Origin of the sequence: Paraburkholderia sp. CHISQ3, from assembly GCF_030464945.1 — a bacterium.
In the GTDB taxonomy this organism is placed as follows: Bacteria; Pseudomonadota; Gammaproteobacteria; order Burkholderiales; family Burkholderiaceae; genus Paraburkholderia; species Paraburkholderia megapolitana.
Map to the genome: position 1 here is coordinate 55618 of NZ_JALPRG010000018.1, position 25895 is coordinate 81512.

The 25895-nt window shown below is 62.3% G+C and carries 24 protein-coding genes; 11 read left to right on the plus strand and 13 right to left on the minus strand.

The window, feature by feature from the left end:
• The first annotated feature begins 31 nt into the window (after nucleotides 1-31).
• The 3 genes from M0D65_RS31505 to M0D65_RS31515 all read left to right on the plus strand — a co-directional run bounded on the left by M0D65_RS31505 (nucleotide 32) and on the right by M0D65_RS31515 (nucleotide 4139).
• A complete protein-coding gene (locus M0D65_RS31505) occupies nucleotides 32-1426 on the plus strand; it encodes an FAD/NAD(P)-binding protein (protein ID WP_266255964.1) in 1395 nt (464 codons plus the stop codon).
• A 195-nt stretch (nucleotides 1427-1621) separates the two neighbouring features.
• Complete coding sequence (locus M0D65_RS31510) at nucleotides 1622-3094, plus strand: metallophosphoesterase (protein ID WP_266255965.1); 1473 nt, start codon at nucleotides 1622-1624, stop codon at nucleotides 3092-3094.
• A 37-nt stretch (nucleotides 3095-3131) separates the two neighbouring features.
• Nucleotides 3132-4139 carry a lysylphosphatidylglycerol synthase transmembrane domain-containing protein gene (locus M0D65_RS31515; protein WP_266255966.1) on the plus strand — a complete coding sequence of 336 codons (1008 nt, stop codon included), beginning with the start codon at nucleotides 3132-3134 and terminating at the stop codon, nucleotides 4137-4139.
• A gap of 12 nt (nucleotides 4140-4151) precedes the next feature.
• Here M0D65_RS31515 and M0D65_RS31520 read toward each other — a convergent pair whose 3' ends face one another.
• The 5 genes from M0D65_RS31520 to M0D65_RS31540 all read right to left on the minus strand — a co-directional run bounded on the left by M0D65_RS31520 (nucleotide 4152) and on the right by M0D65_RS31540 (nucleotide 9361).
• The gene (locus M0D65_RS31520; protein ID WP_266255967.1) at nucleotides 4152-4913 is read right to left on the minus strand and encodes a glycosyltransferase family 2 protein; all 762 of its coding nucleotides are present in this window, start codon (nucleotides 4911-4913) and stop codon (nucleotides 4152-4154) included.
• Nucleotides 4914-4977: 64 nt separating this feature from the next.
• A complete protein-coding gene (gene cydB, locus M0D65_RS31525) occupies nucleotides 4978-5982 on the minus strand; it encodes a cytochrome d ubiquinol oxidase subunit II (protein ID WP_266255968.1) in 1005 nt (334 codons plus the stop codon).
• Nucleotides 5972-7417, minus strand: coding sequence for a cytochrome ubiquinol oxidase subunit I (locus tag M0D65_RS31530; RefSeq protein ID WP_266255969.1), 1446 nt, complete (start codon nucleotides 7415-7417; stop codon nucleotides 5972-5974). Before M0D65_RS31530 ends, cydB begins: the two co-directional genes overlap by 11 nt.
• A 260-nt stretch (nucleotides 7418-7677) precedes the next feature.
• Nucleotides 7678-8112: a DMP19 family protein gene (locus tag M0D65_RS31535; protein ID WP_266255970.1), complete on the minus strand. Its 435-nt coding sequence runs from the start codon at nucleotides 8110-8112 to the stop codon at nucleotides 7678-7680.
• A gap of 172 nt (nucleotides 8113-8284) precedes the next feature.
• Nucleotides 8285-9361, minus strand: a complete 1077-nt coding sequence (locus M0D65_RS31540) for a DMT family transporter (protein ID WP_266256026.1) — start codon at nucleotides 9359-9361, stop codon at nucleotides 8285-8287.
• A gap of 298 nt (nucleotides 9362-9659) precedes the next feature.
• Between M0D65_RS31540 and M0D65_RS31545 the strand changes: the two genes are divergently transcribed.
• Entirely contained in the window at nucleotides 9660-10034 is a 375-nt protein-coding gene (locus tag M0D65_RS31545) for a DUF427 domain-containing protein (protein ID WP_091006181.1), read from the plus strand.
• Between the two features lie 33 nt (nucleotides 10035-10067).
• On the opposite strand, the gene M0D65_RS31550 is transcribed toward M0D65_RS31545, so the two are convergent.
• Nucleotides 10068-10961 carry an NAD(P)/FAD-dependent oxidoreductase gene (locus M0D65_RS31550; protein WP_266255971.1) on the minus strand — a complete coding sequence of 298 codons (894 nt, stop codon included), beginning with the start codon at nucleotides 10959-10961 and terminating at the stop codon, nucleotides 10068-10070.
• The gene (locus M0D65_RS31555; protein WP_266255972.1) at nucleotides 10951-11415 is read right to left on the minus strand and encodes an Rrf2 family transcriptional regulator; all 465 of its coding nucleotides are present in this window, start codon (nucleotides 11413-11415) and stop codon (nucleotides 10951-10953) included. The genes M0D65_RS31550 and M0D65_RS31555 overlap by 11 nt, the downstream gene beginning before the upstream one ends.
• Nucleotides 11416-11590: 175 nt before the next feature.
• On the opposite strand from M0D65_RS31555, the gene M0D65_RS31560 reads away from it, so the two are divergent.
• Entirely contained in the window at nucleotides 11591-12535 is a 945-nt protein-coding gene (locus tag M0D65_RS31560; RefSeq protein ID WP_266255973.1) for a LysR substrate-binding domain-containing protein, read from the plus strand.
• A 9-nt stretch (nucleotides 12536-12544) separates the two neighbouring features.
• Here M0D65_RS31560 and M0D65_RS31565 read toward each other — a convergent pair whose 3' ends face one another.
• The gene (locus M0D65_RS31565) at nucleotides 12545-13012 is read right to left on the minus strand and encodes an Lrp/AsnC family transcriptional regulator (RefSeq protein WP_266255974.1); all 468 of its coding nucleotides are present in this window, start codon (nucleotides 13010-13012) and stop codon (nucleotides 12545-12547) included.
• A gap of 114 nt (nucleotides 13013-13126) precedes the next feature.
• On the opposite strand from M0D65_RS31565, the gene M0D65_RS31570 reads away from it, so the two are divergent.
• From M0D65_RS31570 to M0D65_RS31595, 6 genes are all read left to right on the plus strand, one after another.
• Nucleotides 13127-13768, plus strand: a complete 642-nt coding sequence (locus M0D65_RS31570) for a LysE/ArgO family amino acid transporter (RefSeq protein WP_266255975.1) — start codon at nucleotides 13127-13129, stop codon at nucleotides 13766-13768.
• 126 nt (nucleotides 13769-13894) lie between these two features.
• Nucleotides 13895-15154 (plus strand): MFS transporter, encoded by a 1260-nt coding sequence (locus tag M0D65_RS31575; protein ID WP_266255976.1) that lies wholly within the window; start codon nucleotides 13895-13897, stop codon nucleotides 15152-15154.
• Between the two features lie 77 nt (nucleotides 15155-15231).
• A complete protein-coding gene (locus M0D65_RS31580) occupies nucleotides 15232-16155 on the plus strand; it encodes an NAD(P)-dependent oxidoreductase (protein ID WP_266255977.1) in 924 nt (307 codons plus the stop codon).
• A 142-nt stretch (nucleotides 16156-16297) separates the two neighbouring features.
• A complete protein-coding gene (locus tag M0D65_RS31585; protein WP_266255978.1) occupies nucleotides 16298-18910 on the plus strand; it encodes a prolyl oligopeptidase family serine peptidase in 2613 nt (870 codons plus the stop codon).
• A gap of 349 nt (nucleotides 18911-19259) precedes the next feature.
• On the plus strand, nucleotides 19260-20399 hold the full coding sequence (locus tag M0D65_RS31590; RefSeq protein WP_091006157.1) for an acyltransferase: 1140 nt from the start codon (nucleotides 19260-19262) through the stop codon (nucleotides 20397-20399).
• Nucleotides 20400-20688: 289 nt separating this feature from the next.
• Nucleotides 20689-22605: an SMP-30/gluconolaconase/LRE-like region family protein gene (locus M0D65_RS31595; RefSeq protein ID WP_266255979.1), complete on the plus strand. Its 1917-nt coding sequence runs from the start codon at nucleotides 20689-20691 to the stop codon at nucleotides 22603-22605.
• Nucleotides 22606-22632: 27 nt separating this feature from the next.
• On the opposite strand, the gene M0D65_RS31600 is transcribed toward M0D65_RS31595, so the two are convergent.
• From M0D65_RS31600 to M0D65_RS31620, 5 genes are read right to left on the minus strand one after another with little or no spacing between them, the layout of a single operon-like run.
• Nucleotides 22633-23133 carry a dihydrofolate reductase gene (locus tag M0D65_RS31600; RefSeq protein ID WP_266255980.1) on the minus strand — a complete coding sequence of 167 codons (501 nt, stop codon included), beginning with the start codon at nucleotides 23131-23133 and terminating at the stop codon, nucleotides 22633-22635.
• Between the two features lie 13 nt (nucleotides 23134-23146).
• Nucleotides 23147-23791, minus strand: coding sequence for a VC0807 family protein (locus M0D65_RS31605; RefSeq protein WP_266255981.1), 645 nt, complete (start codon nucleotides 23789-23791; stop codon nucleotides 23147-23149).
• 13 nt (nucleotides 23792-23804) lie between these two features.
• Nucleotides 23805-24293 carry a hypothetical protein gene (locus tag M0D65_RS31610; RefSeq protein ID WP_266255982.1) on the minus strand — a complete coding sequence of 163 codons (489 nt, stop codon included), beginning with the start codon at nucleotides 24291-24293 and terminating at the stop codon, nucleotides 23805-23807.
• Nucleotides 24294-24341: 48 nt separating this feature from the next.
• Nucleotides 24342-25175 (minus strand): class II glutamine amidotransferase, encoded by an 834-nt coding sequence (locus tag M0D65_RS31615; protein ID WP_266255983.1) that lies wholly within the window; start codon nucleotides 25173-25175, stop codon nucleotides 24342-24344.
• A 13-nt stretch (nucleotides 25176-25188) separates the two neighbouring features.
• Entirely contained in the window at nucleotides 25189-25860 is a 672-nt protein-coding gene (locus tag M0D65_RS31620) for a MarC family protein (protein WP_091006138.1), read from the minus strand.
• Nucleotides 25861-25895 lie beyond the last annotated feature (35 nt).

Here is a 25895-nt window from a genome sequence, read left to right on the forward strand (position 1 = left end):
CTAACGCCCAAGCCTTTTACTCTTGCACCGCATGCCGTCAGAAACACGCACGATCGCAATCATAGGGGCTGGGTTCAGCGGCACACTGACCGCGGTCAACATTCTCCGCTCCAGTCAATCGCACGATCTGCGCGTCGTGCTCGTCGAGCAAGCTCCGATCCATGCACGTGGTCTCGCCTATCGTTCCCGCGACGACAACCACCTGCTGAACGTACCCGCCGGCAATATGAGCGCGCTCGTCGACGAACCCGATCACTTCGTCGCCTGGTGCCAGCATATCGATCCCGCGCTGAATGCCGGATCGTTTATTTCCCGCAGATTGTATGGCGAGTATCTGCAGAGCACGATGGAAAGCGCCGAAACGCATCATCCAGGCGTTCTCGAGAAAATCACGGACGAGGCGATCGCCGTCTCTCCCGATGCTACCGGCAACGCGTTCCGAATTGAGCTCGCAAGCGGTACATCTTTAAGCGCCGCGCAAGTCGTCCTGGCGTTAGGACACTTTCCGCCGCGACCGCCAGCGGCCGTACCGGAAGCACTCTATCGACACGTCGTCGACCCATGGGATTTCGCTACGCTCGACAGCCTCGATCCCGCTAAGCCGGTGGTGATACTGGGCACCGGGCACACGGCCATCGACGCGCTATTCAGGCTAACCAGTTGCAACACGACCCGCAAGGTCATCCTGCTATCGCGACGCGGCCTGTTGCCGCACGGTCATCGTTTCCATCCCTCGCCGCCCTGCACCTCGGACTACCCGACCTATCTTGCCGGACTGCCGCCCACGATCCGCGCTTACACGCGAGCACTACGTCGGGAGGCCAGGCGAAGAGAGGCCGATGGAGGCAACTGGCGCGATGTGATCAATGAGCTTCGGCCGCATGCCGCACGTCTGTGGCAAGGGCTGCCGGAATCCGAGCAACGCCGTTCGTTACGCGGTGTCGCTGCCTACTGGGATATTCATCGGCATCGTCTCGCGCCTGTGGCAACGCGGCGCCTCGAGAGGTTGCTCGAATCGGGGCAAGTGGAGCGCATCGCGGGGCAAGTCGCCGGGCTCGCTCTGCATGAAGCGAATCTGCGTGTCCAGATCAAGGAGCGGCATCACGCAGACGCGATGAGTCTCGACATCGGCGCAATCGTCAACTGCACCGGCCCGAACTACGATCTGTCCGCCCTTTCCTTACCGCTCGTCACCCAGCTCAGAGAAACGGGCCTGATACAGCAGGACCGGTTAAAACTCGGCTTGCTCGTCGACGATGACTATCGGGTAATCGGTGCACACAACGAGGCCATTCCGGGCCTCTTCTACGTCGGTCCGATGCTCAAGGCCCGGTATTGGGAAGCGATCGCCGTTCCCGAACTGAGACTGCACGCGTACCAGCTTGCAAGAAACCTGACGCGGCCTCGTTTACACGAGGAAAGGTAGCGCGCCTCGTCGTGCCGCCTGCGAATCGGGCGACCACCTTCATCGCGCATAAGATCGCATCGATTAGCAGGCACCCTCGGTCGCAGCGACACTTTTTCGCCACGCGATTGTCGTAACGTTCGTCGATTGCGAAGAAACAACGACGACAGGGCGCGGGTTGGCCCTCTGCCCGACCGATTCCCCAAGGAGACGCTGATGCCGGCAAAGTCCGAATCGAAACCGCGGAACCCGAAGGTCAAGCCGAAAGAAAGCAGCAAGAAAGTAGACCGTAAAAAAACAGCCCCCAGCACCAAGGCCGCAGCGCGCAAACCGGCACCGGCGTTCGTACGCCCCGCCGATCACGCCGCCACCGCCACCCCCACCGCACGCGTACTCGACCAGCCGGTATTCGCTCAACCGCAGCCGACCGCCGACCCCACCGTGTTTCGCGTGGTCCATCCCTCCGACGATGCCGCGTACAAGGAAATCGACAAGCTCAACGCCGAGCACAAGCTGTTTCCGCTGCCGTTCCCCGCGCCGCGCGGCGGCGTCGAGCCGCAGTTGTCGCTCGCGAGCGTGCTGGGCGACAACACGGCTGCGATCGACAGGATTACGGCGGCCGGGCAGCTCGTGTTTCATGCGCTCGGTGATTGCGGCAATACCACAGGCCCGGCAACCCAGAACGAAGTCGCCGACAAGCTGACCGCCGACTTCAACGAGTCCAATCCCGCCGAAGTCCCGCAGTTCGCGTTGATGCTGGGCGATGTCGTGTATAGCTTCGGCGAAGGCAAGTACTACTACGACCAGTTTTACGAACCGTATCGCGACTATCCGGCGCCGATCCTCGCCTGCGCGGGCAACCACGATGGCATGGTGTCGCCCGAAGCGCACGCCACCAGTCTCGCGGCATATCTGCGCAACTTCTGCGCGCAGACTTTCACCGTGACGCCTGAAGCCGGCGGACTGTCGCGCACCGCGCAGATCCAGCCCGGCGTGTTCTTCACGTTCGAAGCGCCGTTCGTGCGCGTGCTGGTGATCTATAGCAATACGCTCGAAGACCCCGGTGTCATTTCGGACCCGCACATCGGCGATAGCCAGCTCGCGTTTCTCGACGCGGCGTTAAAGCGCGTGAAGGCCGAGAAATTTACCGGCGCATTGCTGATCGCCGATCATCACCCGCCGTATTGCGCAGGCGGTCATGGTTCGAGTTCCGCGATGCTCGCGCAGATCGACCAGGTGTGCAGCGCCAACGGCGTATGGCCCCATGCGTTCCTGTCGGGCCACGCACACAACTATCAACGCTTCACGCGCACGCGTAACGCCGACGGCACGCAGATTCCGTACATCATCTGCGGCAACGGCGGACATGGTCTGATCAAGCTCGCCGCGCGCGGTGCGGCTGCGATCCGCGCGCCGCAGGTGTTGCAGGCGAAGTCCGCGACGACCGATCTGGTGGTACTCGAGAATTACGACGACACCAACTACGGCTATCTACGGCTCGTCGTCACCGCGACACAGCTTCGCATCGAATATCACTCGGCATCCGATGGCCCTACCAGCAAGGCACCCAACGACTACGTCACGGTAGGCCTTGCCGATCGCCAGATCGCGCATTTCGTCGCCGCCGACATGGGCCGACCGCAGGCAGCCGTCGCAGCGCGTGCGTTGATGCGCCGACAGCAAAGCTGAACGCAGACACTCCACACCGACCATCGGAACATCAGTCTTGGCTAAACCTCTCGCACTCAGCTTGGCGATCCTGCTGTCGATTCTCGGTATCGGTCTGGCGATCGGTGCGCCGTTCGTGGTGAGTTTTCACTCGGCATTGGCGGGGCTGCGCACCGTCTCCTGGCAACTGATCGCGGCGCTCGCCGCGAGCGCCGCCGCAAGTGCCGTGGCCAAAGCGGGCAAGCTGCATCTGATGCAGACCGCGCTAGGCGTGCGCATGCGCTTCAGACGCACGCTAGCGATCACGCTCGCCACCGACTCCGCCTTTCTCGTCTCGCCTTTCGGTGCGGCAGGCTACGGCGTCAATATCGGGCTGTTGCAACGTGCGGGCGCATCGTGGGCGCAGGCGACCACGATCGTCGGTTCCGATCAGGCGCTCGACATGACGTTTTTTGCCGTGGCGTTGCCGATCGCCCTGCTTTCGGGTCTCGGCCCGCTCGCTCAACTGGTGCCGGCTGTCAGCCTGCCTGTGCTCGCCGCGGTACTGGTTGGCGTGGCGCTCATCGTATGCGGGGTGTGGAGTAGCCGGCGCCGCATCGCCGCCGCCTTCGAAGTCGCGGCACACCGTTTTCGTGGTCGCAGCGAGCGGCGGGCGCGTCTTAGCGGATTCTTCGGCAACGTCCGCAGACAATGGCTGCAACTGATGACCGGCCCGCGCTGGCAGGTCGCCGCGCTCCTGCTGCTCACTACGACGCAGTGGCTGTTGCGTTACGGCGCGCTGTGGTTCATCTTGCGCGAGTTGGGCTACCGGTTGCCCGCCGGGTTCGTGGTGGCCGTACAGGTGCTGGTACTGCATGCGGCGCTGTGGACAGGTATTCCCGCGGGCGGCGGTGGTGGCGACCTTGGGCTCGCCGCGGCGTTCGGCGAGTGGGTACCGCGCGCGGCGATCGCCACCGCGTTAATCCTGTGGCGCTTCGCTACGCTGCTTTGCCCGCTTGCACTGGGAGCGGCCAGCTTTGTCGCGCTCGCTTCGCGGCGTCTGTGTGTGCGGATGACGGCGCAGTAGACGCCCCACGCATTAACGCAGGTTGTTGCGCGCCCTTCTCATCCACAGCGCGAACGATGCCCGTGCGTGACCGACGCGCAGCAGCGACATCTGCAGCGTCTGCGTGACGAGTGCGAGCGGATAGACGACTTTCAGCAGATCGGCAATCATCCGCCACTCGGCGCGCATGCCCCGCCAGTAGCCGAGTTTTTCGGTCTTGCGCGCCTGCGTCACGTGGGGCCAGCGCGTCACCGCCAGCGGCAGGCGCCGCTCGATGATCCGGCGATTCATGAACACCTCGATCCCGAAGCGCGGCAAACCGTGGATTTCCTTGAGCACCTCGCCGAGCAGCGCCTTTCTGACCACGCGTTCGCCGGACACGAAATCGAGGCCGATCAGGCGGAAGATCGGCAGACTGTTCTGCCGCAAGCTCAGACTGACCTGCGCGCTGCCCCGCAGCACGGGCGCGGCGAGCTTGGTGATGTTCTCGGCGGCGAGGCCCTTCAGGTCGGCGTCGAGCAGCATCAGCAAGTCGCCCTGCGCGGCCGCGATGCCGGTCGCCACCGCCGCACTTTTGCCGCCGTTGGCTTCGCGGACGATCAGACGGACGGAGGGAAATTGCCTGACGACGTCGGCGGTGCCGTCGGTGGAACCGTCGTCGACGACGATGACTTCACCCAGCAACGGGTGGCAGGACGCTACAGCCAGTACCGCGCCGATGCGCGGCGCTTCGTTATATGCACAGATGATGCAGGAGATGGAGGTGGGGTTGTCGCGTGCGGAATCAGCGGTCATGTGGTGTCCATGAGAACAGCTTGGTCAGGGCACAACGGCAACGCCGCAGGCGACACGGCGCCGGTCAATGGTAGCCGGTATCGTGCCTGACCTTGCCGCGAAAGACCCAGTAAGACCAGAACACGTACATCAACAGCACAGGCAGGATAAAGGCCGTCCCGATCATGAGAAATTCATGTGACAGTGGTGAGGCAGCGGCCGCACGCAATGTAAGGGTGGGTGGCGCGACATAAGGCCAGAGGCTGATGATCAGCCCGCTGAACGCCAGCAGAAACAGGCCAATCGAGCACAAAAACGGCACGACTTCGTGGTCGCGCTGCAGGCTGCGCAGCAGTTGCCACGCCAGCAACGCGGTCAGGATCGGCACCGGCGAGAAGAAAATCAGGTTGGGCAGGCTGAACCAGCGGGCCGCGATGCGCGGATCGACCGACGGCGTCCAGATGCTGACGGCCACGATAAACAGCACGACGCCCGCCAGCGTGCGGCGCGCGATCATACGGGCCCAGCGTTGCAGTTCGCCCTCGGTTTTCATGATCAGCCACGTCGAGCCCTGCAGCGTGTAGCCGAATACGAGCCCGACACCGGTCATGAGCGGAAACGGTGCAAACCAGTCCCAACTCGTTCCGACAAACTGCCCGTCCTTGACAGGAAAACCATGAATAAAACTGCCGAGCACGATGCCCTGCGCAAACGTCGCGAGCAGCGAACCGCCGCAGAATGCCCGGTTCCATAGTTGCTTGCGCGCGCCGACCACTTCGCGAAACTCGAATGCGACACCGCGAAACAGCAGGCCCAGCAGCATCAGCAGGATGGGGAAGTAGACCGCGGGGATGATCACCGCGAAGGCAACCGGAAAGACCCCCATCAGCGCGGTGCCGCCGAATACGAGCCACGTCTCGTTGAAGTCCCATACCGGTGCGACCGAACTGACCATCAGGTCGCGCTCACGGTCGTCGGTGCGCTGCAGAAAGATGATGCCGACGCCAAGATCGAAGCCGTCGAGCAGCACGTACATCAGCACGGCAAGCGCGAGCAGGCCGGCCCAGACAGGGACGAGGTCAAGCGCCATGATTGCCTCCGTTGTCTGGGTTGGTGCTTGTGCTGCTGTGCGTTGACGTGCGAGCCGAGCTCACCGCGGATAACGGCCGTGCCGCCCGTCCACCGGGTCCGGTGGCGGCAACGGCCTGAACGACCTCCGCCGGCCCGACACGAACCAGCCGGCGCAGCAGCACGAAGCCCGAACCGAAGATCACCACATAGCTCACGACGTACATCGCCAGCGACAGCGCGACGTCGAACGTCGTCAGCGACGGCGTGACGGAATCGGCGGTACGCATCAGACCGTAGACCGTCCACGGCTGCCGTCCAGTTTCCGTGGTGGTCCAGCCGGCCAGCACGGCGATGAAACCGACCGGCATCGCACACAGGCAGACACGCAGCCACGTGCGGCTGTCATAGAGCCTGCGGCCGCGCCACAGTACGAGCCCCCAGACGATGATCAACAGCATCAGCAGCGCAACGCCGACCATGATGTGAAAGGCGAAAAACACGAGCGGCACCACGGGCCGGTCGTGCTTCGGCCAGTCCTTGATACCGTGCACGAGACCGTTTGGATCGTGCGTCAGATAGAGACTGCCAAGCACCGGCACCGAGATTTCGAAATGATTGGTTTCGGCCTCGTCGTCGGGGATCGAAAAGAGATTGGCGGGCACCCGCGTGCCGGTTTCCCACAACCCTTCCATCGCAGCGACCTTGAGCGGCTGGTACTTGAGCGTATTCAGACCGTGCGCGTCGCCGATCACCATCTGCACCGGCACCATGATCGTCAGGAAGAACAGCGACATGCGCACCATCACCTGACTTTCTTCGCGGGCTCGCCCGTTGAGCAGATAGTACGCACCGGTACCGAGAATCACGAACGCGGTCGTCACGACGAACGCGGTGACCGTATGCGCGAGCCGGTAAGGAAATGAAGGATTGAAGATGATCGATGACATGCTCGCCGGATAAAAGCGGCCGTCGACGATCGTGTAGCCGACCGGCGTCTGCATCCAGCTATTGACTGCAAGTATCCAGAACGACGACATCAACGTGCCGAGCGCGACGAATACCGCAGACAACGCATGCGCCCACTGCGGTACCCGCTTGCGCCCGAACAGCAGCACACCGAGAAACGCCGACTCGAGGAAGAAAGCGGTCAGCACCTCGTAAGTCATCAACCCGCCGATCACGTTCGACGTTGCCGAAGCAAAGCGGCTCCAGTTGGTGCCGAACTGGAACGGCATCACGATCCCCGACACGACGCCCATGCCGAACGACACCGCGAAGATCTTGATCCAAAACGTGGAGAGCCGGCCGTAGACGTCCTTCTTCGTGGCCCACCAGAGAATCTCGAGCGTCGCGATGAAGCAGGACAGACCGACCGTGAAAGCCGGCAGGAGAATGTGCAGCGCGATGACCCACGCGAACTGGAACCTCGACAGCAACAGTGCATCGACATGCATTGTCGTCTCCACAGCCACGTGTGCCCGGGAACATGTGTCTCGCGGGCTGGCGGCAGTCAGCGCAACGGCGGTCCCCGCATCCGTTGCCGGTTGAAGCTGGCCGGTGTGCATGCGGTGTGCGGCATGCGCATTGGGACAGCGAGGTCTGTGACAGATTCTATTGGCAGCGATATCTATGTCGACGCGCTACGCGCATCGGGAGTCATTATGAACTCGATGCGCACGCGATGGTCGTGAAATCGGCTCGCCGGTCGAGCGTTCTAGAAATCGTCGCCTGTGCCTAGTTCCGTTCGATGCTCATCGGTGTAGCGATAGAGCATCGTAGTAAGGTCGTCGGGGTATTGATAGAACGCCTCGTCCAGCGACTCGAATACTTCAGGGCTGATCGCTTCGAGACGTTCGGTGCGTGCGCTCTCGTCGTTCCACGGCATGTCTGCGCCGAGTAGTTCGATTGCCTGCTCGACGATGGTCGCGGCCTGCTGCGCGCCGAGGGTATGCAGTGCTTCTACGGCATACGGCGCCAGCTTTCCCGAGTCATTGTAAAAATATTGATGGAAGCCGCCGTTGTTGACTTCGGATTCAAGCTCCCAGATACACAGAAAGACCTGCTCCGGCCGCGACAGTTCGATGTAATCGACGCCCCAGAGGCGACGTGTCGCAGGGCCGCTTGCAAACTTCACAAGACGCTGATTCATTTCGCGACGATCCGTGATCATGTTCTCTTCTCCAAACGAAAAACATGTGCCTGCCGGGATGCGTGGTCAGAAGCATTGTCGATGCATTCTAGGACAGATAACGGCTCGTGACGCACCGATCGCGTGGGCAGCCTGGTATGGTCGTGCCGACCGGGGCTACTGCGTTGTGTAATCAGTGCTTGTGACGATGATGGATATCCGGGTAATGCGCATGCGCGTGCGTGACTGGCGCGTGACGGTGCGCATGCGTGTGCGGTTCTTGCCCGTCGTAAGAAAAGGCGTGCTCATGCTGATGATGTTCATCGTGCCGGTGCGCGTGATTGTGTTCGAGCGCCTCATGCGTGTGCGGATGCTCGTGACGCTCGCGGACATGAAGCCAGATGCCCAACGCCATCAACGCGGCCGCGATCCAGAACAGTGCCGACGGCATGCCCGGCCAGATTGCGAGCGAAAGCGCCACGCCGAATAATGGCGCCACCGAGAAATAGGCGCCGGTTCGCGCAGTGCCGAGGTTACGCAGCGCGACGACGAACATCACGAGACTGACGCCATAGCCGGCGAAACCGGTTGCCATCGCGGCAAACGCCTTCATCGCCGACGGCATGGATGCGCCGAATAGCAGTGCGATCGACAGGTTCGCTGAGCCCGCCACCAGACCTTTGATGCATGCAAGCACCATTGCATCGTTTGCGGATACCTTGCGGGTGAGGTTGTTATCGATGGCCCAGCACAGGCATGCGCCGACAATCAGCAATGCGCCGAGCGGAATGCTTGCGGAGCCTGGTTGCCACGACAGCAACAGGCCGCCGGCGACGATAACCACCATGCCCAGGAACACCTGAAGGTCGACGTTTTCGCGGAAGGCTACCCATGCGATTACTGCTGTGAATACGCCTTCCAGGTTCAGTAGTAACGAACTCGTCGAAGCTGGGGTTGTTGTCAGTCCCAGCATGAGCAGTGCGGGGCCGGCTATGCCGCCGGCGATGATCGCGCCGAGTAGCCAGGGGATTTCTGCCGGTGCGATGCGGTTGACGTTGTCGCGCTCGTCTGCGGTGCGTCTTGTTCGGCGGATCAGGATGCAGATGGCTAGACCTATGCCGCTGCCGAGGTAGAACAGGCCCGCTACCATGAATGGGGAGACGGAGCCCAGGAGGATTTTGGCTAGCGGGGTTGCGGCACCGAACAGGGCCGCGGCGGTGAGCGCTGTCAGGGCGGCATTGAAGCGGGAGCGGTTGAGGGTGTTGGTCATGGGGGGCTGGGGCGTACGGGATGCGGCGGATATGTGCAGTCTAGTGGAATTAGCGAGGCTCACGTCTCGATGAACTTCGAATTCCGTGAAGCGGTTAGTCTCGTTGGCACATCGCACGATCAAGCTTCGCGCCGTCCCGATGAGCTACTCCCAGCAAGATCCCAGCAGACCTGTCAAACTTTGCGCAGACCCGCGCATGCCTGCCGCACGACGTCGAACGGCACGCGATGCCAGTCAGGAATGCACCGGCCCACCCACCGCCCTCCGCAACACGATCGCTACACGAAGGAGTTCGACTATGAACAAGCCAGTCAAGCAGCCCGGCCCCGATCACCCGATTACGATCGAGCCCAATCCGGCTCGCGTCGTGGTCTCCGTGGCCGGCCGCGTCATCGCCGATACGCAGAATGCGCTGACGCTGCGCGAGGCGAGCTACCCGGGGGTGCAATACATTCCGCGCAAGGACGTCGACATGTCGCAGCTCGTGCGCACCGAGCACCTCACCTACTGTCCGTACAAGGGTGACTGCTCGTATTACAGCCTCGCCGCTATCGGCGAGCGCGGCGTCAATGCGGTGTGGACCTACGAAACACCGTACGAAGCCGTCGCAGCAATCGAAGGGCATCTCGCGTTCTATCCGGACCGCGTCGAATTGACCGAGCAGAAGGTCTGACCGGAGCACGGCAAACCACGCCGCCCTGAGCGATCAATCAAAGATCAACGACCGGTGCGCCACCGCGCCGGTCATATAACCATCACCCACCGCAATCGCCACGCTTTTTGCGCCCTGCGTAGCGTCGCCGCACGCGTAGACGCCTCTGACGCTGGTCGTCTTCATCCCATCGGTGCGAATCATTTCGCCAAACGCACTGTCATCGATATCGCAGCCAAGCTGGGCCGCGAGTGGACTCGAAAGACGCATACGCGGCCCCGTAAAAATGCCGTCCTGTTCGAAGCGGCGTCCGTCTCCGAGCACGATCGTCGCGCGTCCGTCGATCTGGCACACGACACCAGTTTCGATGCGCACGCCTCGCTCCGTCAGATGATCGATTTCTGCCTGCTCCGGCATTGCATGACCGTTCATGAACAGTGTCGTCGTGCCCCAGTCCGGTAACAGCAGCGCCTGATGCACACCCATCGGACCCGTCGCGATGACGCCGATGCGCCCTTCGTTCAACTCGTACCCATCGCAGTACGGGCAGATGAAAACGCTCTTGCCCCAGCGCTCGGCCAACCCGGCGATATCGGGCAGTTCGTCGGTAACACCGGTGGCGAGAATCAACCGGCGCGCCGCATACGATGTGCCGTCTTCGAGTGCGACCTGAAACGCGTCGAACTCGCCAGACGCGTGCACGGCATCGCCCTCGATCCACTGCACGGTCGCATAACGCAGCAGTTGCTTGCGCGCGTCTGCGGCGATATCGGCGGGATGCCGGCCGTCCTGGCCGAGAAACCCATGCGACGCTTCGACGAAGCGATTGCGGCGCTTGCCGCCGTCGATCACCAGGATGCGTCGGCGCGCCCGCGCAAGCGGCAGCGCCGCGGACATACCCGCATAACTACCGCCCACGATTACCGCGTCGTAGGTTTCAGTGTTCATCGTGGAGATTCCTGTTCGAGCAATGAGGGATCGTGTTCATGCGTCGGGTGAATTCGGCGGCGAGATCGGCCACCATCACCTGGCCGAGACGCTCCATCAGCAACGCTTCGGCGTCGCGCAATGCATCGCCGAGCACACTGTTGACCGCCTGCTCGACGAGGCATGTAGGCGCGTCGTTGCGATCGCCGATGGCGAAGATCTGCGGAGTGCCGAGCGCATCGAAGATGTCGCGCAGCGACACCTGCGACAGGTCGCACGACACTGTCCAGCCGCCGCCGTGCCCCTTCTCCGAGCGCACATAGCCGAGCTCGCGCAGCCCCGCCAGCTCGCGGCGCACGAACGCGGAATGGGTGCCGAGAAAGGCGGCCAGTTCGTCCGACGTCAGCGGGACATCGCTGTGCGCCATGTGGAGCAGAACGTGGAGGATCGAGGAAAGTCGGCTGTCGCGATTCATATAACTCCAAATGATACATGAGATGACGGACAGACGATCGGGTATGCTCCAGCCGTGCGCCGGCCGACCCTGGCCGGCCGTTCGCTCATATGAGGCGCCCGCCAACGGCGCCGTTTTTTGATCCGCAAGGCAACTGCGCGGCAACCGCAACCGCGCAAGCTGCCGGAGATGTGTGATGCCGCTTCGTCTTCCCCCCCTGTCGTCGCTGCGTTTCTTCGAAGCGGCCGGACGACATCAGAGTTTCAAGCTCGCCGCAGCCGAGCTGAACGTGACGCCGAGCGCGGTGAGCCATGGCATCGTTGGACTGGAAGAGGCGCTCGGCGTCGAGCTGTTCGTGCGGGAAGCACGCGGGTTGTCGTTGACGCCGGCGGGCGCCGACTACCTGTCTTATGTGTCGGAAGCGTTCTCGTTGATCGCGGCAGGCACGCAGCGGTTGCCCACGCGCGGGACGCATCGCGCGATCGCGGTCAGCTGTGCGCCGACTCTTGCGTCTCGCTGGCTGCTGCCGCGGTTGCCGGGTTTTCGCAGCCGCTGGCCCGATATCGACGTCACGGTCGACACGTCCCATCGCCAGGTCGGCTTCCCTGTGGACGGTTTCGATTTCGCCATCCGCCTGAGTCGCGTGCCCGTTGCGGGCGCTGCGTGGACCCGGTTGTTCGGCGAGCGGCTGGTGCCGGTGTGCAGCCCCGCCTATCGCGACAGCCTGGTCGACGCACACGGCAAGATCGACCTGCGCCGCGCGACGCTGATACATGTGAGTACCGCAAGCGAGGACTGGCAGGCGTGGCTCGAGCGGACCGCCACCGAGGGCGTCGAGTCGACCGGCGGCCTGCGTTTCGACACGATCCAGCTGGCCACCGAGGCAGCGACGATGGGTCTAGGTGTCGCGCTAGGCAGGCGACCACTCGTCGATCGCGATCTCGCGGCCGGTGCGCTGGTCGAAGCCAGCTCACTGATGATCGCCGCAGGCACCGTCTACTGGCTCGTCAGCGCCGAGCATGCGGACCGGCGGCCCGACCTGCTCGATTTCCGTCAATGGTTGCTGACAGAAGCCGAGGGCTTCGAAAACGACCCGCTCGGGTCCGATACGGCAGCCGCTTCGCGCGCGACGATACGTTAGTCGCTTCGTTCAGCGTGCATCCTTCGATCTGCGCGACACGACCGAGGGTCGTTGCAAGGCACGAGTAGCGAGCGGTGTCGACATGACGAGCGACGTGCGGGTTTCGCCGTACAGATTGATTCTCTCGATCAACCGTTCCAGGTCGGCCATATTCGTGGCAACCAGTCGCATGACGTAAGAATCAGCTCCGGTCACGTGGTGACATTCGAGCACCTCGGAAATCGTCTCGAGAAAATCAAGAAACTTCGCTTTTGCAGGTTGAGGGACCGTGATGCCGACCAGTGCACTCACCGCGTAACCCGCCATGGCTGGATTGACGCGAGCCACATAACCATCGATGACGCCGTCCTCTTCGAGACGCTTCACACGCTCGGTCACTGCCGGCACCGACAGATGAACCTGACGGGCAAGTGCCGTATAGGTTATGCGCGCATTCTGCTGCAGAAGCGAAAGCACCTTCCAGTCGAGATCGTCCATGGTGGAGATTTTTTAAGGTGAAAAGGCCATTTTCCCTTAAAAACCATCTTCTAGAGCACGCGAGTTTTGCCTACGATGCCTCTCCATATCAACGCATATCGCAGGAGCAGGAAAATGTTGTTTGTCAGGTCTATGGCGATCGGTTTCTCCATCGCAGCTCCGGTCGGCCCCATTGGCATGCTGTGCATCCAGCGAACCCTGAGCCGTGGTTTCCGCTCCGGCTTTGCTACGGGTATCGGCGCGGCAGCTGCGGATACGGTTTATGGACTACTCGGCGCACTCGGTATTGCAGGCATTGCGACGACGCTGCCGGCGCTGACCACCGCCCTTAAGATCGGTGGCGGCGTGTTTCTCGTGTGGCTCGCATGGACGATCGCACGTGAGGCATCGCGTGCGCCGTCAGTTCTGGCAGAAACGCCGAACACCACGATCGCACGCGACTTCCTCACGACGTTCGGTCTAACGCTCTCCAACCCGATGACCATTCTTTCGTTCATCGGCGTTTTTGCCGCGCTCGGGCCGCTGCCGGTCGGGCAAGCGGCACCAGTGGGCGCGCAGTGGTTCACGGTCTGGCCGATGGTTGCGGGAGTCTTTGTCGGATCCGCGGCCTGGTGGCTATGTCTGAGCAGTGTGACGACGGTACTGCGCAGGAAGATGCCGGCCTCGTTCATGCACGGTATCGCTCGTCTGTCGGCTGTCGTAATCGCGATGTTTGGGAGTATTCAGGTGCTCGCCGGGCTCAGTCATCTTCTTTAGAGCGACCAACGTCCGCTCCCGCGCGATTCACAGATGAACAGGTGAATATCCCTCACCTGTCATCAAAATCTTTTCCTTTGTCGCCCCGCTTGCCCGCTGCCACTATGGCCCGAGGAGGAAGGCGCGATGGCGACAGTGAGGAAAGGACACCTTATCCCGGCAATACCCGCGAAGTATCAGGTTGCACTCGTGGTCATTTCGGCGGCGCTCGTTCTCAGCGCCGCGATGGGTATCCGGCAGACCTTCGGGTTGTTCGTCGGCCCGTTCTCCTATGACCGCGGCATTCCCGTCACGCAAATTGCGCTGGCAATCGCCCTGCACAACCTGGTCTGGGGCTTCGCGCAACCGTTCGCCGGTGCAGCCGCCGACCGTTATGGCTGCGCGCGCGTCGTCGCGTTCGGCGCAGTGGTCTTCGCAGCCGGTCTCACGCTCGCGGCACTCGTACCGTCGGGTGCGATGCTGGTGGTCGGTATCGGTCTGCTGGTCGGCATCGGCATCAGTTGCACGAGCTTCGGTATCGTGTTGACCGCGGTGGGCCGTGCCGCGTCCGCGGAAAAACGCAGCCTGGCAATGGGTCTCGCAAGCGCCGGCGGATCGCTCGGCCAGGTCCTGATGATTCCACTCGCGCAAAACGTCCGGCAAAGTTCGGGCATCGCCATATCGCTGCTCGTGCTCGCGCTGTTGATGCTCGCCGCGGCGCCGCTCGGCATCGTACTCGACCGTCGTTCTGCGGCCGATGCAACGCGCGTCGAGCCGCCTGCTGCCCCATTGCGCCAGGTACTCGGGCAAGCATGCCGGCATCGCGGTTTTCGTCTGCTGACGCTTGGCTTCTTCACATGCGGCTTCCAGCTCGCATTCATCGCGACTTATCTGCCCGGTTATCTGTTTCTCTGCCACATGCCAGTCGGCCTCGGCGCGACTGCGTTGATGCTGATCGGCCTCTTCAACATGCTCGGTAGCTGGGCGTGCGGATGGCTCGGCGGGCGCTTTCGTCAGCAGTACGTGCTGGGGTGGCTGTATCTGATTCGCGGCGTCACGATCGGTGCGTTCTTCCTGCTGCCAAAGACGTCACTGTCGGTCGTGATCTTCGCCGCCGTGATGGGCCTCACGTGGCTCGGCACCGTACCGCTGACGAGCGGCCTCGTGGCGAAGGTGTTCGGCACACGCCATCTCGGCACGTTGTTCGGTGTGTGTTTCCTGAGCCATCAGGTCGGCTCGTTTCTCGGTGCGTGGTCGGGTGGCTTCGTGTTCGATACGACCGGTTCCTATTCGCTGGTGTGGGGCGCCACCGCACTGGCCGGCCTGTTCGCCGCGTTGCTGCACTTCCCTATCGACGACACCACCTCGCATGCGCCGCGTCTGCCGGTTACGCCGGCTCGCGCATGAACCGCGCGGCGATTCTCAACGATGCGCTACCTGCCACGCGCCTCCTCGATTCAACCTGAACGACCCGGAGCAAACAGATGAGCGACGCCGCACGACCGATCGGCTTTATCGGGCTTGGCGCCATGGGCGAGCCCATGGCGTTGAATCTTGTGAAAGCCGGCACGCCGCTGCTGGTATGGAACCGTTCGCCGCAAAAGACGGCGCCGCTTGCCCCTGCCGGCGCGCAAATCGCCGACAGTGCCGCCGACGTATTCGCGCGTGCGGACATCGTGTTCCTGATGCTGGTCGACGGCGCTGCCGTCGATGCGGTACTCGACCGCCATGGTCCGGACTTCGCCTCGCGCGTCGAAGGCCGGATCGTCGTTCACATGGGCACGACTTCGCCCAGTTATTCGCGCGGGCTCGAAGCCGATATTCGCGCGGCGGGCGGGCATTATGCCGAAGCACCCGTGTCGGGCTCGCGCAAACCCGCCGAAGCGGGCCAACTCGTCGCGATGCTCGCCGGCGACGCCGACACGACCGCGCGTGTGCGTCCGGTGCTCGCACCGATGTGCCGCGAAACGATGCTCTGTGGCAGCGTGCCAAACGCGCTTCTGATGAAGCTGGCGGTCAATCTGTATTTGATCTCGATGGTGACGGGTCTTGCCGAGGCCGTGCATTTTGCCGATCGTCACGGGCTCGATACGGCGCAGCTCGTCGCCATCCTCGACGCCGGTCCGATGGCGAGCGACGTATCGCGTGTGAAGGGACCGAAGCTCATCGGTCGCGACTTCGCGGTTCAGGCTGCGATCTCGAACGTGCTGGAAAACAATCGGCTGATTGCCGAAGCCGCGCGCGATGCCGGCATCGCTTCGCCGTTGCTCGATGTGTGTCACGCGCTGTACAGCGAAACGCTGGCGCTCGGGCATGGGGGCGCTGACATGGCGGCCGTGCTGACGGCGATCGAGGCGCGCACCGACAGCCCGAAAGTGACAAAGAGATCCGCGGGGGTATCGGGTTAGTCGCGTAGCATCACGAGGTCTGGTTTTCCCGGCAAGCCCGGATGTGACAAATCTGCTCACGGCGTCGCGCCGGCTACATGCAATACTGCGCGTTGTTACATCGCCCGAAGACCTGATCTCCGCAAAACCTGCCACGCATACGATGACCTCTCGCTTCGTTACATCCTCTCTTGCCGTTGCCGCGTTCGCTGTGTCGATTGCTGCCCAAAGCGCATTCGCCCAGCAACCCGACACAGCATCGTCAACACCGACGCCGGCCTCGACCAAAGCCACCGCCTCAGCCTATAACCAGCCGTCCAAAGCGATTCTGGATGTGATGCTCGCGGCGCCGCTGCCAGTTCCGGTCATCAGCCCGGGTGCCGACCGGGCGCTGCTCGTCAGCGCGCAGGAATATCCGTCCATCGCACGCGTGGCGACGCCGTTCCTGCGCCTTGCAGGCGTGCGCGTCGAACCCGCCAATCGCAGCCGGCACGACACGCCGGGCGGTTACGGCATCCCGGCATGCGCGACCCGTTTCGAACTGGTGCCGTTCGCGACCGACGCGACTGGTGCAACGCGGCCGATAGCGCTGCCGCCCGGCGTCTGCGCGACGCGTCCTCGCTGGAGTGCCGACGGCAAGCGCTTCGCATTCGAAAACGTGACCGCCCATTCAGTCGACCTGTGGATCGGCGACGGCGAAACAGGCGCGGTGCGTCGTATTTCGGGTGTGCAATTGAATCCGATGTTCGGCGACGATCTGACGTGGATGCCCGATCAGACCTCGCTGCTCGTGAAAATGATTCCGACGCACCAGGGCCCACCGCCAGTTGCCACCGACGAGTCAGTCGGCCCAGGCATCCAGGAGTCCGACGGCCGGCGCGGCCAGAGCAGCACGTACGAAGCGCGCGACACGCTCAGGAACGTCCACGACGAAGCGCTATTCGACTATTACGGCACCTCGCAGCTCGCGCGGATCGACACACGCACGCTCGCCGTCACGCCGCTCGGTGCACCCGCGTTGTTCGACGGCATTGCACCGGCGCCGGATGGGCGGCACGTGCTGGTGTCCACGATCCAGCGGCCGTATTCCTACGTGACGACCGCCGAGCGCTTCCCGCACGATTACACCGTATGGGACATTGCGAACCGCACGCAGATCGCGACACACCTGATCGCGTCGCGTCCGCTCGCCGACCGCGTGCCGGTCTCCGGCGTGCCGCTCGGGCCGCGCGACTTCTCGTGGCGGGCAACCGAACCGGCTACGCTCGTGTGGGCCGAGGCGCTCGACGGCGGCGACTGGAACGTCGATGTGCCCGAGCGCGACAAGGTCATGATGCTGAAGGCTCCGTTTAACGAAGCGCCGCGCGAACTGACGCGTCTGCACCAACGTTACGCAGGCTTCGGCTGGACCTCGCAAGCGGATCTCGCGCTGCTCTCCGAGTACGACAACAACCGTCACTGGCAGCGCACCTTCATGGTCGACGTCGACGCTCCGCAGGTCACGCAACGCGTGCTGTGGGATCTGTCGAGCGACGAACAATATGCGGACCCCGGCGCACCGGTCACGCGAATTCAGCCGAACGGTTTTCGCGTGATCCGCATCGACGACGGTGCGATGTTCCTCAACGGGCAAGGCGCATCACCCGCCGGCAACCGGCCCTTCCTCGACCGGCTCGATCTCGCCACGCTCAAGACCGAGCGCCTGTTCCGCAGCGACAAGACGGCCCTCGAGTCCTTCGTTGCGTTCACGGGCTCCGGTACCCAGTCGTTCCTGACCTGGCGTCAGACGCCGCTCGATCCGCCGAACCTGTTCCAGCGCACGCTCGGCACCCCGGTCGACGCGCCGGCCGGTGAAGCGCGCTACGCGTCGAGCGAGACTGCCGTCACCCATCTCGTCGATCCGACGCCGGTGGTACGTCAGATCAAGAAGCGTCTGGTCAAGTACAAGCGCGCCGATGGGCTCGACCTGTCGTTCACGCTGTACACGCCGCCGGGCTATCGGGAAGGCACGCGCGTTCCCGCGATCCTGTACGCCTATCCGCTCGACTATGCCGATGCGGCGACGGCCGGCCAGGTGAGCGGTTCCGAGCAGACGTTCACACGCCTGAAGAATTACCGGCTGATGCTGCTGGCCGGCTACGCAATCATCGACAACGTGTCGTTCCCGGTGATCGGCGACCCGAAGCATGCCTACGACACTTACAACGAGCAGCTCGTCGCCGATGCGCAGGCCGCGGTCGACGAAGCAGTACGGCTGGGGGTTGTCGACCCGGACCGCATCGGTGTGACCGGTCATAGTCACGGCGCGCTGATGACCGCCAATCTGCTGGCGCACTCCAGTCTGTTCCGTGCCGGTGTGGCAACGAGCGGTTCATACAACAAGACGCTCACGCCGTTCGGCTTCCAGAACGAGCGGCGCTCGGTGTGGCAGGCGCAGGACGTTTATCTGAAGGTGTCGCCGTTCTTCTACGCCGATCAGTTGAAGACGCCCTTGCTGATCGTGCACGGTATGGACGATGCGAATCCAGGCACCACGCCGCTTCAGTCGACGCTGCTGTACGAAGCACTGCGCGGCAACGGCGGGACGACACGGCTCGTGATGCTGCCGCACGAGCCGCACTGGTACTCGGCACTCGAATCGAATGAGCAGCTTGTGTACGAGATGGAGCGCTGGTTCGACCGCTATGTGAAAAATGCACCGCCGCGGGCGGCTGCTGCGGCGTCGGGCGCATCGGATTCAACCGCTGCAACGATCGCGACGCCACACGCGCAATAAAACCCATCGCCCGCCGACAGCATGCGCTATCGCGTGCCGCCGACGGGCGACGACTCCATGTAAAACGCGCGCTCGCGGCCAGCAAAATCTACATCGGCATGAACGAAAGACACGTGGATCGGTGAGGTCTCGCGCATCGGCCTGCGCTGAAAGACGTTGAAGCAACGGTGTGTCACGCCGACTCCGCGTGACGATCCGTTCGAGGAACGAGGTTTGCTCACCTCCGCCCGTGTCGTCCCTCACGGGCCTCTCCTCGTTCCGGTAAAAATTCTTTTGGCGCTTTTCTTCCGTTCGACCCTACCCGCCAGGCAAACACGTTACGCGCGTTGTTCGAGAGGTTGATCCTTTGATGAACGACGGTGCCCGGCCCAGAAGCTCGTACTTCAAGCAACTCGACGCGTTACGCGGCATCGCCGCGCTGACCATCGTATTCAATCACCTCTCAATCCTTACTCCGCTGCATTGGGTCTGGAACACACCGTTGCGTTTTCTTCTGACAGGTCATGACGCTGTCATTCTGTTCTTTATCATCAGCGGGTTCGTGCTGACCCTGCAGCTGACTTCGCGGCGAGGGCCGACCTTCGGCCAATACCTGATCAAACGCATCTGTCGGATTTACCTGCCCTATATCGTCGTGCTGGTTTTTACATACGGTGTGATCAGCGTGGTGTTTCACGGCCCCGTTCCGTGGGCAGGCGGGTGGGCCAACAGTGCGTGGGACGGTTCGTTTTCGAAAGACGATGTCCTGAGCCATGTCACCTTCATCGGCAAATACCACGCCGATCATGTCATCCCGGTGATCTGGACGTTGATTTACGAAATGCGGATCTCGCTGTTCTTTCCGCTCGTGGTGTATGTAGCCGCACGCGCGCAGCCGCGTGGGTCGCTTGCAACGGCCATGCTGATATCCGCCGGTGCGTACGTGCTCCTGGTCGCGCGGAGCGCCGAACCGTCAAATGCGAACTTAAGAGTCGCCTGGACCTTGACAGCTCATTACGCGAGCATCTTCATCGTCGGCGCCGTGCTGGCCATTCACCGCGCGCGCTGGCAAGCATGGCTGTCGAGTCGCGCCCGCAAGACGGCGGTCCTCGTTGTATCGCTCGCGCTTTACTTTATGTCGAGGGCGCTACCCGGCATCGCGCCCGATGGAGTCGGAGATTTTCTCTTTGACTGGGGATGCGCCGCAGGCGCTGCGGGAATCATGTGCACCTCGATCGCATCGAGCCGCATCACATCGTTGCTCGAGCTTAGGCCTGTCATGTATCTAGGCTCGCTCTCATATAGCCTCTATCTCACGCATACGGTCGTGCTGCTGTCGATCATCCATTTGATGCCCTCCGCCGATACGGCATGGGTCGCGCTCGGTCTCGCTGCTGCGCTGGTCATTCCAGTGGCGGCTGTCACGTACCATCTGATAGAACGCCCATCGATGATTCTCGGCAAAGCGCTGACGAGACGCAGCGCGCAAGGCGCCGCACCCACGAGTTGACCCCGAAGTTGATGCCGAAGTTGACCCCGCTACCTGCCGCCGCCAGGTAGCAATCCGCGTTCCTGTAGCGGCAGTTTTTCGAATTCGCCTCCGTGTCCCGGTTTGTCGTGGGCGCGAATTTTTTTATTGTCAGACGAATATTTTTTTCTCCGATACTCAGTACGCGCTGCCGCCCATCTTGAGCACCGTGTGAGATTTTCATCTCGGCTCTTCCCGGTCGCGAAGCCCCAACGTGATCGCACCCTGCGATCGATGTTATCGAGGCGCTACAGTCAGGAGATCATCGATCATGATCAAGCCACGCATCCATTGCGCATTTCTTGTCGCAATGCTGATCGCTACGATTTCGCCGGCGTCTCAGGCTCAGCAATACACCACCGAGTGGATCGCGAACACGTTTGGGACCAGCACCACTTATGTAGGTAGTGCCGCGCGTTCCATCTGGGTCGCGCCCGAAGGTGTCATTTACACGGCTTCGTTCTGGGACGAAAACGAAGGCGGCGTTGCGCTCTACCAGAGCGGCAAGAGCATCGGTTCGTTTGGCCTGCACAACGAGTTCCAGGGTAGCGCCATTACCGGCAATGCCACATCGATCTTCGTCGCCTTGCAGTCCAGCCGGGTGTACGGAAGCGGCGCGGTGGGACGCTACAACCGCAGCACGCAAACACGCGATCTGCTCATCAACGTCAGCGCCGATACGACCGAGAAACGTGCCGATGTGATCACCGGGCTCGCCACGTCGGGCTCGCTGCTTTACGCGAGCGACCTTCCTGGCAACCGGGTTCGCGTCTATACAACGGCCGGCGTCTGGCAGCAGGACATCAACGTGACGGGCCCAGGCGCCCTCGCTATCGACGGCTCCGGCAATCTCTGGGTCGCCCAGAAAAGCGCGGGCACGATTGCCGAATTCAGTTCGACCGGCGCGCAGCGCAATACCATCCAGATGCCCACTGGCTCGCAGCCATCGGCGTTGTACTTCGATGCGTCGACGGGGCTGCTGATGGTCGGCGATGAAGGGCCTGACATGAACATCAAGCTCTACTCCATAGCGGGCACGCCATCGCTGGCAAGCACATTTGGCATTCAGGGCGGATATCTCGACAACACGTCTGGGACCAAAGGTCAGGTCGGCGACAAGCGCTTCACGCGCGTTGCGGGCATCGGCAAAGACGCCGCGGGCAACCTCTATGTGCTGAACAACCCATGGGGCGGAGGCTGGGATCTCGGCCGCAACGGTGGCACCGACATTCACGCCTATAACAATCAGGGCACCCTGCAGTGGAAACTGCAGTCACTGAACTTCGAGGGCGTCGCCGCGCCTGATCCGGGTACGGACGGCGCCTTGTTCTATAGCGGCACCAACATCTATAGCGGCACCGCGGGCGGAACCTTCGTCGCGAACACCGTCAACCCGATCGACTATCCATCCGATCCACGCATCAACATCAACGACACGCAGCGCGACGAACACTTCGGCCAGCTCGTCTCGGTAGGCGGCAATCGAATTCTGGTCGCATCAGGACAGAACCCGGCGATCTTCTACCTGTTCCACTTCAACGCCGCGAACGGCTACATCGCGATACCTGATGCGTCGCTTCCGGGTACGGCGTTCAATACGACCGCACCAGTCACGGCAGGATTTTCTCTCGATAGCAAAGGAGATGTCTGGGCCGGTCTCGATCAGACGAACCAGATCTATCACTATCCGTTGACGGGCTTCGATGCGAGCGGCAAGCCGTCATGGGGCCCCGCGATTGCCCTGCCCATTCCGGCCAGCGTTCAACCGCTCACACGCATTCTCTACCTCGCGGACAGCGATACGATGATCCTCGCGCAAGGCATTATCGGCAGCGTTGACTGGACGTCGATTGGCACGCGGATCGAGGTGTATCACGGCTGGGCTGCGGGCAACATGACTCACCCCAATCCGGTGTTCACCGTCAGCAACCCCAAGTCGATCACAGCGGCCGGTAACTATCTGTTCGCCGGATACGTCCACACCGTACCCAACATCGACGTGTTCAATCTCACCACCGGCAACCTGGACACCACGCTGATCAACGCCGACACGAGCACCGTGAGCGTCGGTAACGATGTCGATTCGATGTATGGCCTCAGGGCCTACCTGCAGTCGACCGGGCAGTATTTGATCACGAAGGATAACTACAACAACTCCAGCATCATCGTTCATCGCTGGACGCCGTGATGGGTCGTGCTTTGGTTTCGCTTTCGACTACGTGCCGCCGGAAAAACCGTTGGTGAGAGTCCGGCGCACATAGCCGACCGGACCCTCCATGATCTCTTCGTCGACGCACACAAATGAAGCCGGCAGCTCTGGAAACCGTGCGTCTCCAGCAGGCGCGAGGTCTACTTCGGTCAGATAGACCGTGTCGGCATACGGAAGAAACAAGCGGTAGATCTGCTCGCCGCCCGCGATGAACACTTCGCCGCGAGCGTCACGGGCAATTGCATTCGTCACCTGTTCCATGGAGGTACACGTCATCGTGCGCGGTGCGATGACAGGCACCGAGCCGATGACGAGCAAGTCGCGATCCGGCAGCGGTCGTCCGATCGATTCATAGGTGCGTCGCCCCATCACGACGAGCTGCCCTTCGGTCAATTGACGAAAGTGCCGCTGCTCGCCGGGAATCTTCCACGGAATGTCGTTGCCCATTCCGATCACCCGGTTGCGGCCCATTGCCGCCACCATCGAAACCCGTTTGCCGTTTAGCATCGCCTGTCTTGTTTCAGTTGGCCGAGGGCGCCTCGCCGGCCGCGGCCAGTCTCGCTCGCTGCCGCATCTGTCGTGCGTACCACATCGTCCACAACGTCAAGCCGCCGAAGATGCCATAGCCGATAACCGGCGACACAACCAGATATCGCTCGACCGACCATTGCCAGACGAGCCAGCAACGCAACGCGCATTCTCCGACAAGTCCAATACCCCATATCCAGGTCATCAGGCGGATCGACGCGCGCATCTTCGGCCATTTATGCCATCCAGCCTCGAAATCCGCGTCGCCGTTTTCGCGCTCCCTCGCCACCGTGGCGCGTGCAAGATAGAAGATCGCCGGCTTGGTGAACATCAGCGACAACAGGAACACCGCGCCTATCGCTCCGGTCACCAACGACTCGCGTATCAGCAGCAGGCGTGGACTCCCACCCAACGCCATCATCAGCAGCGACAGCACGATACCGAGCAGAACCAGCGCACTCAACGCATCGACCCGGCGCGATCTCGCGAACTGAATGACACTCCACACAATGGGCGGAACAGCCGACGCATAGAGTGCTCCAACAGGCCCCCAAACCGGTAGCGCCGCGCGGTACGCGACCCACGGCAGCAATAGATTACACACCAGTTCGACAACGAGACCCGCGCGTATTTTCATGACGCTCCTGCGTTCAAGGGGCTTTAGTCTGGTTCAGGTATTTCTCGATCTCCGCCTTGCGCTGCCTGAGCGGCATCAGATCGTCTTCACGAACCAGCGGCTGCAAACGGGCAACATCGTCCCCCGCGATCGCGCCTAACTCCACCGCGTATTCATGCAGTCCTTCGAACAACATCGTGTCGTCGAAACTCCGGTTCTGACGGGTATTTTCGTACGTTGAAATTTCGTCCCCGATAGCGGCGAGTCGTGGATCATTCGCGTCCTTGATTTTGCCCGAGAGAACATCGAATTCCACGGCCTGTAACTCTCCGTAGAGGTGAGCGCCGATAGTGCGGGTCGTCCTCCCTGGGTCGCTCCAGGCCGCGTGCCATGTGTAGACCTCTAAGCCGAGCACGCCCGCGAGTATCAGTACGACGATCGCCGCGCTGACAAAGATGGATCGGTGTCCGGGTGGCTCCGTCTGGAGTGTCTTTGCAAAGTCTTGCGTCATGAGTTCACCCATTCACGGATACATCGATCGACGCGAATCGTTGCCCCCGCGTCCGCTCGCCTAACCCGCCTCTGGCCGAAATACGCGTTGCTGGATATCCTCGCCGCGCGCAACGATCGCCGTCGCCTCCGGCACCTCTTCCCACACGCCCGGCAGATCGACGAGCGGTTCGGACAACACGAGGTACGCATCGTCGCCCACCGCCTTGATACGCGGATCCTCCGGATAAAGCTCGTGCAGATGCCTGAACGACGTGCTATGAAACAGCGACCTGGAATCGGTCTCGCTCGAATAGCGGACCGCGATGATCCGCTCGCCGTCCATCGCGCACACGGTCATGGTGATCGGATGCTCGACACCGTGCCGCCTGCCGGTTTCCTCGACGAAGCCCACCATCCGTTCGAGCGCACGGACCGGTTCCTGCTCGAGCCCGAACGTCAGCGCGAGAAAGAACATCAGTTCCGAATCGGTCGAGCCTTCCATGCCCATGAACAACTCGGGCGCGACGGCGAGTATCAGGTCGCGCCGCACCGCCGGGAAATTGCGGATCGAGCCGTTGTGCACGAAGAGCCAGCGCCCGTGACGGAACGGATGGCAATTGGTTTCCTGCACCGGTGTGTCGGTTGCCGCGCGGATATGCGCGACGAACCGTCCCGCACGCACCGCACGCGCAGCCTCGCGCAGGTTGCGATCGCTCCACGCCGGTTGCACGCAACGATAACGAAACGGAATGTCGGTTGGATGTCCGTACCAGCCGACGCCGAAGCCGTCGCCGTTGGTGGTCGTCGCGCCGAGGCGCGCATGCAGGCTCTGGTCGATCAGCGAATGTTGCGCCCTGAACAGCACGGTCTCGAGCTGGATCGGATTCCCCGTGTAGGCAAGCCAGCGGCACATGGTCGGTCTCCCTTCAGTTGGCTCCGCGCACGCCGGCAAGCGGCGCGAGAAATTCCGAAACCCCGGTCAGAATGATCTGCACGCCAATGCACAGCAGCAGAAACGCCGACACGCGCAGCGCGACCTTCGTGCCGTCCACACCCAGGTAGCGCGCAAACACCTCCGCGCGGCTGTAGGTCAGATAGATCGCGAACATGACCAGCACGCTGATCGACACCGACGCAACCGCCGACATGACGAACTCCGAGAGCTTGTGCGTGCGGTTCGCGTTCAGCGCGATCGCGGTGGCGATGGTGCCGGGGCCGGTGGTAAGCGGCATCGTCAGCGGGAAGAACGCTTTCGATTTCACGTCGTCCGCGCTCAGTTGCTGGACCGCTGCTTCGTCGGGACGCCGGTCGGGAGCGTTGAGCATTTTCCAGCCGCTCACCGCCACCGCCAGACCGCCGCCGATACGCAGCGCCTCCATCGAAATACCGAAGAAATGCAGGATCGGTGTGCCGACGAAGAACGCCACCAGCAGCACGAAGAACGAGTTGATCGCCACGCGCCGTGCGAGAGCGGTCCGCTCTACGCTGCTCAGCGATTCGGCGCGGTCGAGAAAAACAAAGGCAACGCCCACCGGGTTGATGATGCTGATCAGTCCGGTGAAGCCGAACAGAATGTCTGGAATCAGGCTGTTGATCATGTCGGTGTCGAGTCCACATCGGCTGACCGCTGGCC